Genomic DNA, 14,596 nt, shown 5'->3' with positions numbered 1-14,596 from the left:
CAGACGTTTTTTATCTCTCTTTATTAAGTCCCAATCTCTTGGTAAGTAAACGATGGCAGTAAATCGCCATAATTAACAAAATACCACCTACGCAATAACCAGCTAAAATATCAGTTGGATAATGTACATTTAAAATAACTCTACTTAATCCAATCGATACAATTACAATTCCCATCAAAATCGTTATAACATATTTTCCAGTTACACTCTTCAAATTTGCCGCAATAATATAAGTAAGAAACCCGAATGTCATAATAGATAACATTGCATGTCCACTAGGGAAGCTATACCCAAGCGCATCCAACGTTTCATTTAACGATGGGCGCTCCCTTTTCACAATTTCTTTTATCCCTTTATTAACAAGATGTGTTATTAAAATGCCCATTGGATACACGATCATCGCAGCATAATAACGTTTTCTCCAAAAAACAAGTAAACTTATAGCCAGCGTAGTTACGATCCCGATAGCAGAACCTAATTTTGTATAGTGTGAGAAAAATGTAAGCGAACCTTCTGTTTGTAATCCTTTTACTAATGCTCGGACATATGTATCCATCACTGTAACGCCACCCGCATGTACGCGCCAAGCAACAATGCCAAATACAGCAAGTAATAAAACGATACATACTACCTCATATTGATGCAACTTCTTTTTCAAGCGATTTCCTCCTACTATGAAAAAATGCGATTTCTATTTTAGAAACCGCATTTCCTTACTTATTTACCTTTTGTTTTTAACTCTGTCCAGTAACGATCATAGTCTTTTAGCTTATCGTCTACATCAACAAGCCATTCTGTACGATCTAATTCTTCTTTCGTTAAGAAGATCATATGATTATCACGATATTCTTTACTATGAAGAGGATGAGCTTTTTCATTAGGATTACTGTATCCAATTGACTCGTAGTTTTTCACACTTACTTTTTCATCTAATAAGTAGTTCATAAACTTCTCTGCAAGCTCTTTGTTTTTCGCACCTTTTGGAATTGCTAACGTATCAGCCCAAATTGTGCCGCCTTCCTTTGGTACAACGTACTCTACATCTTTATTATCTTTTGCGATAAATGCTGCATCTCCAGACCAAACTGTTCCGATCCAAGCATCTTCTGTAATGAATTTTTGTTTAATATTATCTGTATCAAATGCTAATAAGTTTGGAAGCAGCTTCTTTAAATCATCTGCTGCTGTCTTTAACTGTGTATCGTCTTTCGTGCTGTTTGAGAATCCATGCTTCTTAAGACCCATACCTAATACTTCACGAGAATCATTTAATAAAGTTACATGCCCTTTATATTTCTCATTCCATAGGTCAGCCCAGCTTGTAGGAGCTTCTTTCACATACTTTTTATTGTATGCAATACCTGTTACGCCCCAAGTATATACTAAAGAATATTTATTCTCCGGATCAAACGCCGGTGTTTTGAAGTTAGAAACCATATTTTCGATATTCGGGATATTCTTTTTGTCTAACGGCGCTAATAAATCCATTTTCGCCATTGTTTTAACCATGTAATCAGACGGCTGAATTAAATCATACTTCGCGCCACCTGCTTGTAATTTCGCAAGCATTTCTTCATTACTTGCATACTTATCATAGTTAATTTTCACGTTATATTTCTTTTCAAAATCTCTTAGCACTTGCTCATCAAAATTGTCAGCCCAGCTATAAATGTTTAACTCTTCTTTCTTTTCACCACAACCAGCAAGTACACCAGCAACAAGGCTAAAGCTAATTGCTGCGCCGGCTAATCTTTTCATTAATTTCATCGGTTTATTACCTCCTCGTACTTTCTATATTGTTCGTATTATAAAGGAAGGTGTCCTCCAGAGTTTTCTTCACCATCTGCACCTTTGTTACGGAAGATTTCAGATAGAACCATTAATCCTACGATAGCCACAATTAAAATTGTAGAAAGTGCATTAATTTCTGGTGATACTCCGCGCTTAACCATACTGTAAATGTATAATGGCAATGTTGTTGATCCTGGTCCTGATACGAAGAAACTAATTACAAAATCATCAATTGATAATGTGAATGTTAATAATGCGGCTGAAATAACCCCTGGTGCAATTGCTGGGAACGTTACATAACGAAACGTTTGCCACGGCGTTGCTCCTAAATCATTCGCAGCCTCTTCTAAATCACGTCCCATACCAGAAAGACGCGCTGCTAAAATAACGACAACAAATGAAATACTAAATGTAATGTGCGCAATAATAATTGTTGTTTTGCCAAGTTCCATACCTAATTGACTAAATAAGATAAGTAAAGATAATCCCATTAAAATATCAGGAATTAAAATTGGTAAATACACAAGACCGTTAATAGCCCCTTCATAACGATATTTATAACGATGTAATGCAATCGCGAAAATCACACCAAGAACTGTCGTTACAACCGTCGTTACGATCGCAATCGTCATACTATTTACAAACGCATCAATAACATCTTGCTTTTGAAATAAATCTGTATACCAATGGAATGTAAAACCTTCCCATTCCGCATTAATGCGAGAATCATTGAAGGAATATACCATTAAAACCATCATTGGAAAATACAAGAACAATAAAATTAACCAAGAATAAGAAACTAAAAACTTCTTCATCTTTGCCTATTCCCCTCCGTTCCCATCATATTTATATACTTTCGTTGCACGATAATATAAGTAAATTAACAGAACAGAGAATAGAACAACAATCATAGATAACGCAGATCCAAACGGCCAGTCACGCGCTCCTAAGAATTGATTTTGAATTACGTTTCCAATTAACGCTACTTTCGATCCACCCATAACGTCTGATACAACAAACATTCCGATAGAAGAAACAAACACTAAAATAGAACCAGTAGCAATCCCTGACATCGTCATTGGTACTGTTACATTCCAAAATGCCTTTGCTGGTGTTGCTCCTAAATCATAAGCTGCTTCTAGCTTACGCTTATCAAGCTGCTCAATCGCTGCATACACCGGTAAAATCATAAATGGTAATAAAGAATAGACCATTCCGAGTATTACAGAAGGTGTGTTATATAGTAAATTTAAAGGTTCACTTATAATACCTAGTTTCAATAGCAATGTGTTTACAAGACCTTGTGAACGTAAAATAACAATCCATGCGTATGAACGAACAAGGAAGTTAATCCAAAACGGGATCGTTGCCAATAATAAAAGAATTGAGCGGTATTTGCGATCAACAATTGTAATTGTATAAGCAAATGGATAACCAATTACTAAACAGATTACTGTTGTAATAACTGCAATCTTAACAGTTTCCCATAACGTTCCCATGTATAGTGGATCAAACACACGAGCTATATTCTCTAACGTAAATTGCATTTCCACTGTCCCATATGCCCCGCGCTGCATAAAGGCAAATGCCAATACAAACAGAAGGGGAATTAGGAAGAAGATTAACAGCCACGCGACTGTCGGTAGTGCGAGTAATTTCCCTTTTTTCAATTTAAGGTCACCTCGTCCTCTTGCTCCCAGCCTACGTATACATTATCTCCAATGCTCCACTGCGCTGCTTCTTCAGCAGTTTGATATGCCATTAGTAATTCTGATGTTTTCTCGTCACGTACATACAGCTTTTCCATATTTCCAACAAACTCAACGTCTTCAATATGTCCAAGATGGTATTCTTTTAAAATCGGCTCTTCAACCGAACGTACTTTTACGTTTTCAGGGCGAATTGCTACATAGCCTTCCCCGTTTTTCACAATATTATTTTCACCGATAAATGTCGCAACGAACATTGTTTTCGGCTTATTGTAAATTTCTTTCGGCGTTCCAATTTGTTCAATATGTCCTTTATTCATAACGACAATACGATCACTCATGCTCATCGCTTCTTCTTGATCGTGCGTTACGTATATGAATGTAATTCCTAAATTACGTTGTAAGTTTTTCAATTCACGTTGCAAATCTTTTCTTAACTTAAAGTCTAACGCCCCAAGTGGCTCATCTAGTAATAATACACGCGGGTTATTTACAATCGCTCTCGCAATTGCTACACGCTGCTGCTGTCCACCAGAAAGCTTTGCAGGTTTACGATTACGGAACTCAAGTAACTGCGTTAAACGCATTGCCTCTTCAGCACGCTCTTTCTGCTCTGCTGCCGGTACTTTCTGCATTTTCATACCGAAACAAATATTTTTCTCCACATTCATATGTGGGAATAGCGCATAATGTTGGAACACTAAGTTCATATGACGCTTATATGGTGGCAAATCGTTAATCTTTTCATCATCTAATAAAAGATTCCCTTTAGTTGGCGTTTCAAAGCCTGCGATCATGCGAAGTAACGTTGTTTTCCCGCAACCACTCGGCCCTAAAATCGTTAAAAATTCCCCTTCTTTAATGTCTAAAGAAAGAGGTGGGATAATCACTTGATTTCCAAAATGTTTTTCTACTGCTTCAACTTTAATAATCTTTTTCATTTTCCCGTCCTATCTACCTTAAATTTTAATTTTTATATTCATGAATAAATATTTATGTTCTATAGACTATTTTTTGTTTCGATCCAAACAAAAATGGTTGTTTAGCGTTCTCTTCTATTCTTTATGTAGTATGTTTGATTCATTTTTGCATGATACATATGTCGAACAGAAAAACCCCTTCCATTACGAAGGGGCTATTATCATACGGCTACGCCTACTGATAAACACCATCATCATTTTAACAACTTTCGTATGAATTTTAAAGCACTTTTTGTAGAAGAGTAACGAATTTTCATATCGAATGCCGTAGATTGGGCTAAAATGCTTTTATAATGTGAAAAAGTCCGAAAACTTTCTTCCCCATGATAACTACCTAATCCACTACTTCCAACACCACCAAAGGGTAAATATGGCGTTGCAAGATGATAGACAACATCATTAATACAGCCTCCGCCATATGAAATATTACTTGTCACTTTCTTTTGTACTTCTTTATCTTCAGAAAATACATATAACGCTAATGGCTTCGGATGTTGCTGAATTGTTCCAATTACCTCTTCTATGTTGTCGTATTCTACAATTGGTAAGATCGGACCAAAAATTTCATCTTCCATAACAGTACTTTGCCATGTAACATTTGTTAACACTGTTGGTTCTATATGTAAAGTTTCTTTTTTATAGTTCCCGCCGATTACCGTTTTACCATCTTTCAAAAATGAACATAAACGTTCAAAATGACGTTCAGTCACAATTCGTACATAATTGTCATTGTTTAGTGGATCTTTTCCATACTGCTCCGCAATTTCGTGTCGTAATGCCTCGATTAACTGTTCTTTCACCGAAGCATGCACATACATATAATCAGGCGCTACACACGTTTGCCCTGCATTTAAAAACTTACCCCAAACAATTCGTCTTGCTGTTACATCTATTTTTGCATCTTTATGTACAATACATGGGCTTTTTCCCCCAAGTTCTAACGTGAGTGGCGTCAACCGTTTCGCTGCTGCTTCCATCACAACTTTTCCAACACCGACACTACCTGTAAAGAAAATATAATCAAACGGTTCCTCTAACAATTCCGTACTCTTTTCTACACCACCTTCTACTACCGCTACAAGCTCTTCTTGGAATAATTCCACTAACATCCTCGTAAGTACTTTGGAAACGTTTGGCGTTAGCTCTGACGGCTTTAAAACAATTGTATTTCCAGCCGCCAACGCTCCTACAAGAGGTGCAATTGCTAATTGAAACGGATAGTTCCACGGTGCAATAATAAGTGTCACACCGTACGGTTCAGGAACTACTTTCCCCTTTGATCCAAAATGAGTGAGTGCTGTTCGAACCCGCTTCGGTTTACTCCACGATGAAATATGCTTCAATTGAAAGGAAATTTCTTTTAATACATATCCAACTTCCGTTGTAAACGACTCATGAACTGACTTATTTAAATCTAATTTCAATGCCTGAAATATTTCTTCTTCAAAACGCTGAATGCCTTCATAAAGCTTCTTCAAATTATTCTTTCTCACTTCTACACTTCTCGTATGGCCATTATAAAAATATGCTTTTTGTTTATTTACAATAGAAGAAACACTCATTCATTCACCTTCTCCCACTATTTTTATCCAATTCTTTCATTATTTATATAGACTTCATATATAATAAATTTCTATTCGTAAAGTTACATTATATATAATTTCTTCTTGCATATAAAATTCATTGCTCACAAAAAAACTACCGAAAGAAAATCTTTCGGTAGTTTTACTGTATTAACGATATAAACGAACAGCACCAGCAGAATTATCATCAGCTTGTCCTACTACTTCAAACTTCAGGCCAAGATTCGGTAAAATACGTCCTGCATCTGGAATCTGTTTATTAATATACGTTTTCGAATCATCAAACTTCGGTACGCCTGCTAAGCCATTATACGTATACGTTCCGCGCGTTGGAGATACAACTTTCCAAGCTGGCGTTTTATCAAATGAGAACGCCGCATCAGCGATTTGGAATCGTGTACTACTTGCTACTGTTGGTTTACCATTTAAAGTTCCAACAATTGCTTCTGGATGAGAATCAACTACGCCAAGGAAACCATGTCCTGGATGTAAACCAACCCAGTTATCTGTATAAGCTGAGTCTGCATACCATACAACCATACCTGTGTTGTATTCTGGACCGCGAGCATATTTCAATGCGTTATCCGAACCAGCATAGTTTCTCCACTCTACATAATAGTTATGTTTTTTCTTCTCTGTTCCATTAGATACAGCGAATCCATCTAATTTGAACTGCGGTGTACCTTCTGCATCATCAGAGAATACTACTTTACCGTCTACATTTAGTGATGCATTATCAAGTAGGAAACCGTTTAATGCTAAACCACCATCTGTAATGTACTCAAATGTTGATTTTACATTCTTACCTTTGAATTGGCTTAAATCGTATGATTTGTCAATCCATTTTCCATTTGTTGAATGTGCATTTCCACTATTTGCTTTCTCACCAAGTTTTTCGATTAATGTTTGCTGACCATCTTCTGTTACAGCATGTACTTCAAGGAAATCATACTCTGCTTCAATTTCATACAATGACTTGAAATCAAATTTCGCAGTCGTTGCATTTGTTAAATCGAACAGTGGCGTCTCCATTTTTGTGTGAAGATTGTCACCTTTTGTGCTGTAGTAATACTGCTTACCAAATTCTGGAGCAATTGTTTTTATATCTTTATCTGGCAAGTTAACACGAATCATACCTGGGCGGTTAGATTTCGTAACACTTTGGTCTAAATATGTTGCTAGACCGATACCTTTATTTAATTTCTCGTAATCTACTTCTACGATATTTGCCCAGTTACCACCGATTGTTTTTTGGAAAAACTCTTTATTTTGTGGTGAGAAACTCGTTGGCGTTGTTCCTGCAATGTTACCAGCCCAGCTTCCGCCACTCATAACAGACCAAGCTTGAATTGGTTCACCGTCACCAGTATAGTCTGTATCATACTCATCTGGAAGACCTAAATCATGACCATATTCATGTGCGAATACACCAACTGCGCCATCTTCTGGTTCAATTGTGTAGTCGAATGCTGCGATCTTTCCGCCCCAATATGGAACTTTCGCTTGTGTGCCTTCAATTGGGAATGGTTTTGGTCCAACAGTCCAGCGATGTGACCAAATTGCATCGTCACCTAATTTACCGCCGCCTGCTTCTTGTCCAACACCCGCATGGATAATCATTAAGTGGTCGATTAAACCGTCCGGTTGTTTTTGATTTCCATCGCCATTTACATCATATTGATCGAATTGGTCAAACTCTGATAAATCAATACCGCTATCTACAGCTGCTTTTAATGCATCTTTTACTAAATCACGTGGTCCTTTTGGTCCTTTATTATCATGACCTGTCGCACCATCTGCACCGTAATCAGCAGCTTTACCAGGAACTGTTAACCATTTTGTAACTGTTCCGTCTACTGTATAACTACCGCCAGATTGCTCTTCGTAATATTGTTTAAACGTTTCGATTTTGCTTCCATCCTCTAATGCGAATGGCTCATTACCGAATAACATTTTTTCATAATGTTCTTTGTTAAAATCGTCAGTATACATATAACCAGGTTCTTTATCGATATTGTTATGTTTAAAGTCAGCGTACTCTACAAGTAAAACGAGTACTTTATCTTTACGAACTTCACCGTTATATTCTTTTCCCTTTGCTGGAGAAGTTGGTACTTTACCATTTAGACCACCCTTAACTGGGCCTGTCGCTGCAGGTGTTCCTGTTGCTGGTTTGTCTAACTTTTCTTTCGTATCAGCTTTCGCATCTTTCACTTTCTTTAAAAAGTCAGATGCTTCTTTTGTAAGTGGGTCCCCATTTGATACTTCTTTCCCAGGATTTTCACCCTTTTTGTTCTCTACGTATTTTTCGACGGCTTTCTTTGTTTCTGTCTCTGAAGCCTTCGAATCAATTACCCCACGGTTTTTTAGCGCATTTGCTAAACGTTCTTCTGGAATTAAATGATCATCGACTGGACTCGTAGCTGTCTTATTCACAGGTGTTTCAGCATATGCAGACTGGCCACCCGCCCCGAATGAAAGACCTAACACAGCTGTCAAAGCGATTGATGACAAAACTTTGAACGGTTTCTTGTTCATCCCTTATTTCCTCCCCTAATAAAAAATATGTATTACAAATTGAATTTTATTAAAAATTCAATATTTTTTCAATATTTAGTTATATTATGTAATTTTTTTAACATATTTGTAAAAATTCCATAGTTAGCATACGAATATATCACAATTCAACAATGTTTTCTGAAAATATTGAAAATATTTGTCAGAAACTTTATAATCGCCATAGAGGGAATTTAATGGGGATTTTATCTTTGTTTTATCTACAAAATATTTGATAATTCACTATATAAAACACAAAATGCGATTGCATTATCATATATTCTGTAGCAGCAGTTATGACCGATAATTAGGGAGGAATTACATTTGTACAAAGATAAGACTGACGCACTGGACCAAGAATGGATTGATTTAATACTTGAAGCTCTAGACGCTGGTATCGCCCTGCAAGATATCGAACATTTTTTAAGACGTATGAAGCCATCCAGTCAGGCTCAATAGCCTTGTTCTTTTTAACGAAGTTTATGTTATAATAATGACATCATAAGACGACTACATATTGATAGAAAGGTGCGCAAATATGATTGGAGAACGTATAAAACGCCTTCGCTTACAAAAAGGTATTTCATTAACTGAACTTGCCGAAAAAGCTGGTGTTGCTAAATCTTACATTAGTTCTATAGAGCGAAATTTACAAAAAAACCCTTCCATTCAGTTTCTTGAAAAGATCGCAGCAGTTCTACAAATTCCAGTTGATACTTTACTTCATGATGAAACAACAAAGGAAACTAACCTAGACTCCGAATGGACACAGCTTGTTAAAGATGCAATGAACTCTGGTGTCTCCAAAGAACAATTTCGTGAATTTCTTGAATTTACAAAATGGAAGCACGATCAAAAATAATAATAGAAAGAAGTGCTAACAACCAGCACTTCTTTTTCTTTATAAAAAAAAGCGGGGGATACCCGCTTTTTTATTATTTTTCTTCGCCAGCTTCTTGGTTAGCATTGAATGTCCATTCTAAATTCAATGAATCACCTTGGAAGATATTTTGGTCTTTTCCATCATCTACAAATTCAAATTGTACCCATAAATAATCCTCTGTACCAGCTTCTAATCCACCCTTTTCTCCCCACTCAGGAGCAAAGATGTCTTTAGCTAAAAGATCTGGATCAGTTTTTTGTAAATCAGCTAAAGTTGTTTCATATACAGGCTCACTTTGTTTATCCCAGTTCCAAAGGAATTTCACTTTAACGTGCTTACCAAAGTCTTCACCAGCATTATCACCTTTTGCATCTTTCACAGTATACTTTGTTGCTAGTTTAACGTCTTTAATTGTTAATGAACCGCTATTCTTTAATAAGAACTCTTTCTTAACAGAATCCCCTGGTTTTAAATCTTTAATATCTACAAGCGTTTTAGGGTCTAATGTAAGATCTAACGTCCCAGCTGCAAATGTATTATTTGATACTTCTTTATCGCTAAAGTATGCAAACGTTCCTCCACCAATTAAAGATAACCCCAGTGCCGCTGATGCAACTCCCATACCTAATTTCTTTTTCAGACTCACAATCAATTCCCCCTAGCTGTTTTTTATATTTTTCCCCCTATAATTTTTCAATAAGGGACATAAAGAAAACTATATTAGCTTAGCTAATATTCGTTCTCTTTTAAAAACCTTAAGTTCATTATAACGAACAACCCTATATAAATACAACATTTTTTTATTAGTATTTTCAGTTATTTTTATTTCTCAATATCATTTTAAATTTTCGGAAATTTGTTGAGAAACAAAGAAAAACGTAATTAATTTTCACTATCTATACTAATTAGTATCTTTCACCATCATGCTGCCAACCAGTTTTCTCGTATATGACGTGTATTGTTAAAATAAAGAAGACACGCCGAATAGGTGAGTCGCAATGCTCTCTCACCTATTCGGCTTTATAACCTCTATTCGCTCTGAAAAGTTGCTGTATTTACTTGCTATCTTTATTTTTCTGTTCTTCTTGTTTCTTCTCTTCTAGTTTTTTCGCCTCTTCTTGCTTCTTACTCTCTTCTAGTTTTTTCGCTTCTTCTTGCTTCTTACTCTCTTCTAGTTTTTTCGCTTCTTCTTGCTTTTTACTCTCTTCTTGCTTTTTCGCTTCTTCTTGTTTCTTAGCCTCACTTACTTGTTTTGCTGTTTCCTCTACTAGTAATTTCTCAAAATCTTGAATTTGTTTATCAATCACCTGTAACTTTACCTCTTTATCAACATACTCACAATTGTCTTTCACTATATGAAAACCAGCATTCACATATGAGAATACTGGCTTATTCGATTCGCTTTTATTTCCTTTTAACTCTTCTTGCACTTGATTATAAGGACCCTCTATTGATACATATACTTTTTGTAACAATTCTCTTTCCGCAACTATTTTCTCACGCCCTTGCTTCCACGTAGCAAGCACCTGCTCTAACTCTTGAATGGAAGTAAAGGTTAATTTCAATTTCATCCCTTCATACTCACGCAAAATAACTTCCTTATGTTGCTTAGCTTGTTCTGTTAATTGATCAACTGTTTTTGGAAAAATACTTGCTGTAGAAATAGTAGCCTCAACTTTCGTTTCATGAATGAAAGCTGCTTCTGTATAAGTCATCATTTGAGAGCCTAAATAAAAAGTAATAGAACACAAACATGGCAATATAAGCATCCTTTTGAATTTGCGAGGTGGCTTCAGCATTTTAATCTCTCCTATCGAACAACTTGTTCTTTATCAAGAACTATACCTTTATTATAATAAAGTGAATTATAAAATGATATAAGAAATTATGTTTCTTTGTACATTTCACTTTTATCATAAAAAGAGACTATCATTTTTGATAGTCTCTTTTTATGATTACTTTTTCTCCACTCCATCGCCTTGTTGTGCTTCAAATGTCCATTTTAATTGCAGTTTGTCGCCTTGGAATTCATTTTGAGGTTCATTTTTATTAATAAAGTGGAATTTCACTTTAAATGAATCATTAGTTCCTGCTTTAATACCTTTCTCAGGCCATAACCAACTTACTAAATCATTTTCTGCAGCAGTCATTGTTTTACTCTTCAACTCTTTCAATGTCATTCTCTTAATTACTTCATCTTTTTTATCTATATTTTTCAAGAAAACTACTTCAATGTCTTCACCAAAGTCTTTCTTATTATCTTTCTTCACATCTTCTACATCATACTCCGTATTTAATAGTACTTTTTTAATATCTAGTGTACCTTTATTCTCCAATTTAAATTCTTTTTCAATTGTATCACCTGGTTTTAAATTATCCACTTTCACAATTGTTGATGGGTTCAGCGCTAAATCAAGTGTTCCAGACGCAAATGTATTATTTGACACTTCTTTATCGCTAAAGTATGCAAATGTTCCTCCGCCAACTAATGCAGCGCCTAATACCGCTGATGCGATACCCATTCCTAATTTTTTCTTTAAAGTCATGTCCATATCCCCTTAATATATATATATTTGTTAACTTCCTAAACGGAAAGTATAACCAAACGAACTAGACGGATTGTTCTACTTTTTTATCTTTCTTTTCTCCGTCAATGCTACGAATAGCGCCAAAAATAGAAATTGCGGAATAGCCAAGTAAAAAGACTCCAGGAATAATGAGAAGTAATGCTGCTCCCGCTTTTGAACTCGCATAATTCAGTCCATAACCAACGTATGGAACTGTAATATCTGCATACTTTCCAATTACATTCTCTGCAAGTACTGGTGCTAAATCTGGTCCGTTGTTGTTATCCCCTTTTGTTTCATACATTACTTTTCCATTTGTATCTTTCACACCGATAATACGGTGAGTGATAATTTTGTCATCTTTCTCTTTAAACGTAATAACATCGCCTTTTTGATATTTAGAACCATCTTTCGTCGGTTCTATCGCAATGATTGATCCTGTTAAAAATGTCGGTTCCATCGATCCTGATAACACTGATTTAAATTGATATCCCATCACTGTTGGATCCCCACCGCTCGCTTTTGAAGAAATAACTACAAAAGCTAAGCAAATCATCAATGCAAATAAAACAAATGAGATAACGTTGCTAATCACCTTCCAAATTAATTTCATCGTTTCTCTCCCTCTCCGTTGTTTTATGTTATTTGAAGTATACAATATTCACTTTAGTTCTCTAACAAGAACACAAGTAAATAATATAACGAACGATATGGAAATGCAATAAGAAAATTTACAATTATTAGTTAAATCATTTTTGAAATGCATACAAAAAAGACCGTGACAAAATCTCATCACGGTCTACTAGCAATTTATTTTTCTTCTGATTTCATCCCTTGGTTATTTCGGCGCAGCACTACATATAAAATCGCTCCAAATAATAAAATCGCACCTATTCCAACACTTATCACTTTCACATTCGATTCCTTTACTTCAGGTGCAACTGTATCTTTTTTAGGCATCGCAAAAGTAACATCTTCTTTTGAAAGAACATTTATAGTCGCAATCGTTTGATTATTCTTTATAATATCTACCGCACCAACTACTTCACCGCGATGAATTCCTTTTTGATACAAAGATTCTTTATCCACTGAATTAACCCGAAAAGCCGTTTTTATATTTTTCCCTTCATCTTTCTTTAGCATAAGCTCTGCACTTTTTTCCAGCTCAGAATCAACATCTTTATTTAAATACTTTGCCTTTTGGTGCCAACTATGTTTATCTAGTACAGTTTGCTTCGTAAATTGCCCAAAAGAATATTCCGCCATCTGCTTCAAATCTTCATAAATTTCAGGTCTTTGAGAAGCCATTACTACATTTATAATACGATTACCATCCTTCTCATTTAATAAAACGAGCGTATTGCGTGCTTCATTCGTAAATCCTGTCTTACCACCCATACTATATGGATTTTCAAAATAAGTAGACTTATTAAAAATAGAAACTGTTTGCGTAGATGTCGTAACCGTCGTTCTTTTCGTATTCATCGCTTGTAAAATTTCAGGATACTTTTGCACACCTCTCGTAATCATGGCCATATCATATGGCGTCGTATAATGATTTGGATCATGCAATCCATTTGGCGTTACAAAATGACTATCTTTAGCCCCTAATTGCTTCGCCCTTTCATTCATCATATTGGCGAAGTTTTCAACACTTCCTCCAATACGCTCCGCAATCGCATACGACACATCATTCGCACTCAGCACCATTAAAATCATAAGTGCAGTATTTCTATTAATAGTCTCACCAGGGTGAAACTCAATTTGATAATTACTCTTCTCTTGATCTAATGCTAATTGTGAAAACGTAAATTGATCCTCTGGCTTCGTATGCTCCATCAGTAAAATCGCCGTTAACACTTTCGTCATACTAGCAGGGAACGCACGATGATGTGCATTTTTGTCGTACAACATATCTCCTGTTTTCGCATCAATCGTAGTCGCAAACTGACTAAAAACATTCGGCCCTTCCGCAGGTGGAGGTGCCACTTGCTCCGGATTTACTCCAATATTCGTCTCAGCATATAACGTCATAGGTGTCAAAAAAAATAAACAAATAACCATAACGAAAACCGAAATTTTCTTAAAATTTACCATATGACTCTCCCTTTTCCCTTTACTTTCACATTCTATAAAATACCTCTACCAACCTATATGTAATTTGTATTAATTTGGAAGAATATTCACTTTTTTCACTATATCACACTTTTACGATAAAGAACATAAATATACAATAAAAAATAAGAAGGAATTATTCTTTCTTATCCTTCTCATCAATCAATGAATCTATTAAATTTTGACTAGCTTCCTCGGGTGTAATCTCATCTGTCATCCCCATAAACGACCAGCCTTTAGAATCGACCCACTCAACAAACTCTTGTAAAAACTCATCATGTGTAACATCCACATCAAGAATCGAGCCATTAATCGAAATCGTTCTATTTCTAGATACGCGCATCTTGAACGTTTTCCTTACCATTACAATAATTCTCCCTCTACTACTGAATATTTATAAAGTGAAACTTTA

The 14,596-nt window shown here is 35.6% G+C and carries 15 protein-coding genes; 2 read left to right on the top strand and 13 right to left on the bottom strand.

Translation table 11 applies throughout. The features are described from left to right. Positions 1-10 precede the first annotated feature (10 nt). The 7 genes from GFJ36_RS05860 to inhA1 form a co-directional block, all read right to left on the bottom strand. Positions 11-658: a phosphatase PAP2 family protein gene (locus GFJ36_RS05860; RefSeq protein ID WP_000727812.1), complete on the bottom strand. Its 648-nt coding sequence runs from the start codon at positions 656-658 to the stop codon at positions 11-13. A 59-nt stretch (positions 659-717) separates the two neighbouring features. After that, positions 718-1,767: a spermidine/putrescine ABC transporter substrate-binding protein PotD gene (gene potD / locus GFJ36_RS05855; RefSeq protein ID WP_000772499.1), complete on the bottom strand. Its 1,050-nt coding sequence runs from the start codon at positions 1,765-1,767 to the stop codon at positions 718-720. Positions 1,768-1,805: 38 nt separating this feature from the next. Beyond that, positions 1,806-2,606 (bottom strand): spermidine/putrescine ABC transporter permease PotC, encoded by an 801-nt coding sequence (gene potC, locus GFJ36_RS05850; RefSeq protein WP_000714201.1) that lies wholly within the window; start codon positions 2,604-2,606, stop codon positions 1,806-1,808. Positions 2,607-2,612: 6 nt separating this feature from the next. Continuing rightward, positions 2,613-3,461, bottom strand: coding sequence for a spermidine/putrescine ABC transporter permease PotB (gene potB, locus GFJ36_RS05845; protein ID WP_000715495.1), 849 nt, complete (start codon positions 3,459-3,461; stop codon positions 2,613-2,615). Next, complete coding sequence (gene potA, locus GFJ36_RS05840) at positions 3,458-4,441, bottom strand: spermidine/putrescine ABC transporter ATP-binding protein PotA (RefSeq protein ID WP_000720323.1); 984 nt, start codon at positions 4,439-4,441, stop codon at positions 3,458-3,460. The genes potB and potA overlap by 4 nt, the downstream gene beginning before the upstream one ends. Before the next feature lie 233 nt (positions 4,442-4,674). Then, positions 4,675-6,042: an aldehyde dehydrogenase gene (locus GFJ36_RS05835; RefSeq protein ID WP_097890409.1), complete on the bottom strand. Its 1,368-nt coding sequence runs from the start codon at positions 6,040-6,042 to the stop codon at positions 4,675-4,677. 171 nt (positions 6,043-6,213) lie between these two features. Beyond that, positions 6,214-8,601, bottom strand: coding sequence for a M6 family metalloprotease immune inhibitor InhA1 (inhA1, locus tag GFJ36_RS05830; protein WP_157349514.1), 2,388 nt, complete (start codon positions 8,599-8,601; stop codon positions 6,214-6,216). A 342-nt stretch (positions 8,602-8,943) separates the two neighbouring features. On the opposite strand from inhA1, the gene GFJ36_RS05825 reads away from it, so the two are divergent. Together GFJ36_RS05825 and GFJ36_RS05820 are read left to right on the top strand one after the other, a co-directional pair. Then, positions 8,944-9,078, top strand: coding sequence for an anti-repressor SinI family protein (locus GFJ36_RS05825; protein ID WP_088062551.1), 135 nt, complete (start codon positions 8,944-8,946; stop codon positions 9,076-9,078). A 79-nt stretch (positions 9,079-9,157) separates the two neighbouring features. Further along, positions 9,158-9,481: a helix-turn-helix domain-containing protein gene (locus GFJ36_RS05820; protein WP_088062549.1), complete on the top strand. Its 324-nt coding sequence runs from the start codon at positions 9,158-9,160 to the stop codon at positions 9,479-9,481. A 73-nt stretch (positions 9,482-9,554) separates the two neighbouring features. On the opposite strand, the gene calY is transcribed toward GFJ36_RS05820, so the two are convergent. The 6 genes from calY to GFJ36_RS05790 form a co-directional block, all read right to left on the bottom strand. Continuing rightward, complete coding sequence (calY, locus tag GFJ36_RS05815; protein ID WP_000053730.1) at positions 9,555-10,148, bottom strand: biofilm matrix protein CalY; 594 nt, start codon at positions 10,146-10,148, stop codon at positions 9,555-9,557. Between the two features lie 409 nt (positions 10,149-10,557). Further along, positions 10,558-11,301 (bottom strand): DUF4047 domain-containing protein, encoded by a 744-nt coding sequence (locus GFJ36_RS05810; protein ID WP_097890413.1) that lies wholly within the window; start codon positions 11,299-11,301, stop codon positions 10,558-10,560. 156 nt (positions 11,302-11,457) lie between these two features. Beyond that, positions 11,458-12,048 carry a TasA family protein gene (locus GFJ36_RS05805; RefSeq protein WP_088062545.1) on the bottom strand — a complete coding sequence of 197 codons (591 nt, stop codon included), beginning with the start codon at positions 12,046-12,048 and terminating at the stop codon, positions 11,458-11,460. A 64-nt stretch (positions 12,049-12,112) separates the two neighbouring features. Further along, positions 12,113-12,682, bottom strand: a complete 570-nt coding sequence (sipW, locus tag GFJ36_RS05800) for a signal peptidase I SipW (RefSeq protein ID WP_088062543.1) — start codon at positions 12,680-12,682, stop codon at positions 12,113-12,115. A gap of 197 nt (positions 12,683-12,879) precedes the next feature. Further along, positions 12,880-14,166: a D-alanyl-D-alanine carboxypeptidase family protein gene (locus GFJ36_RS05795; protein ID WP_002126097.1), complete on the bottom strand. Its 1,287-nt coding sequence runs from the start codon at positions 14,164-14,166 to the stop codon at positions 12,880-12,882. A 154-nt stretch (positions 14,167-14,320) separates the two neighbouring features. Further along, positions 14,321-14,548: a hypothetical protein gene (locus GFJ36_RS05790; RefSeq protein WP_000251865.1), complete on the bottom strand. Its 228-nt coding sequence runs from the start codon at positions 14,546-14,548 to the stop codon at positions 14,321-14,323. Positions 14,549-14,596 lie beyond the last annotated feature (48 nt).

Source organism: Bacillus sp. EE-W1 (genome assembly GCF_009760835.1).
Lineage (GTDB): Bacteria > Bacillota > Bacilli > Bacillales > Bacillaceae_G > Bacillus_A > Bacillus_A wiedmannii.
Note: the sequence above shows the minus strand (reverse complement) of the source record. Positions and strands in the feature narration are given on the sequence as shown.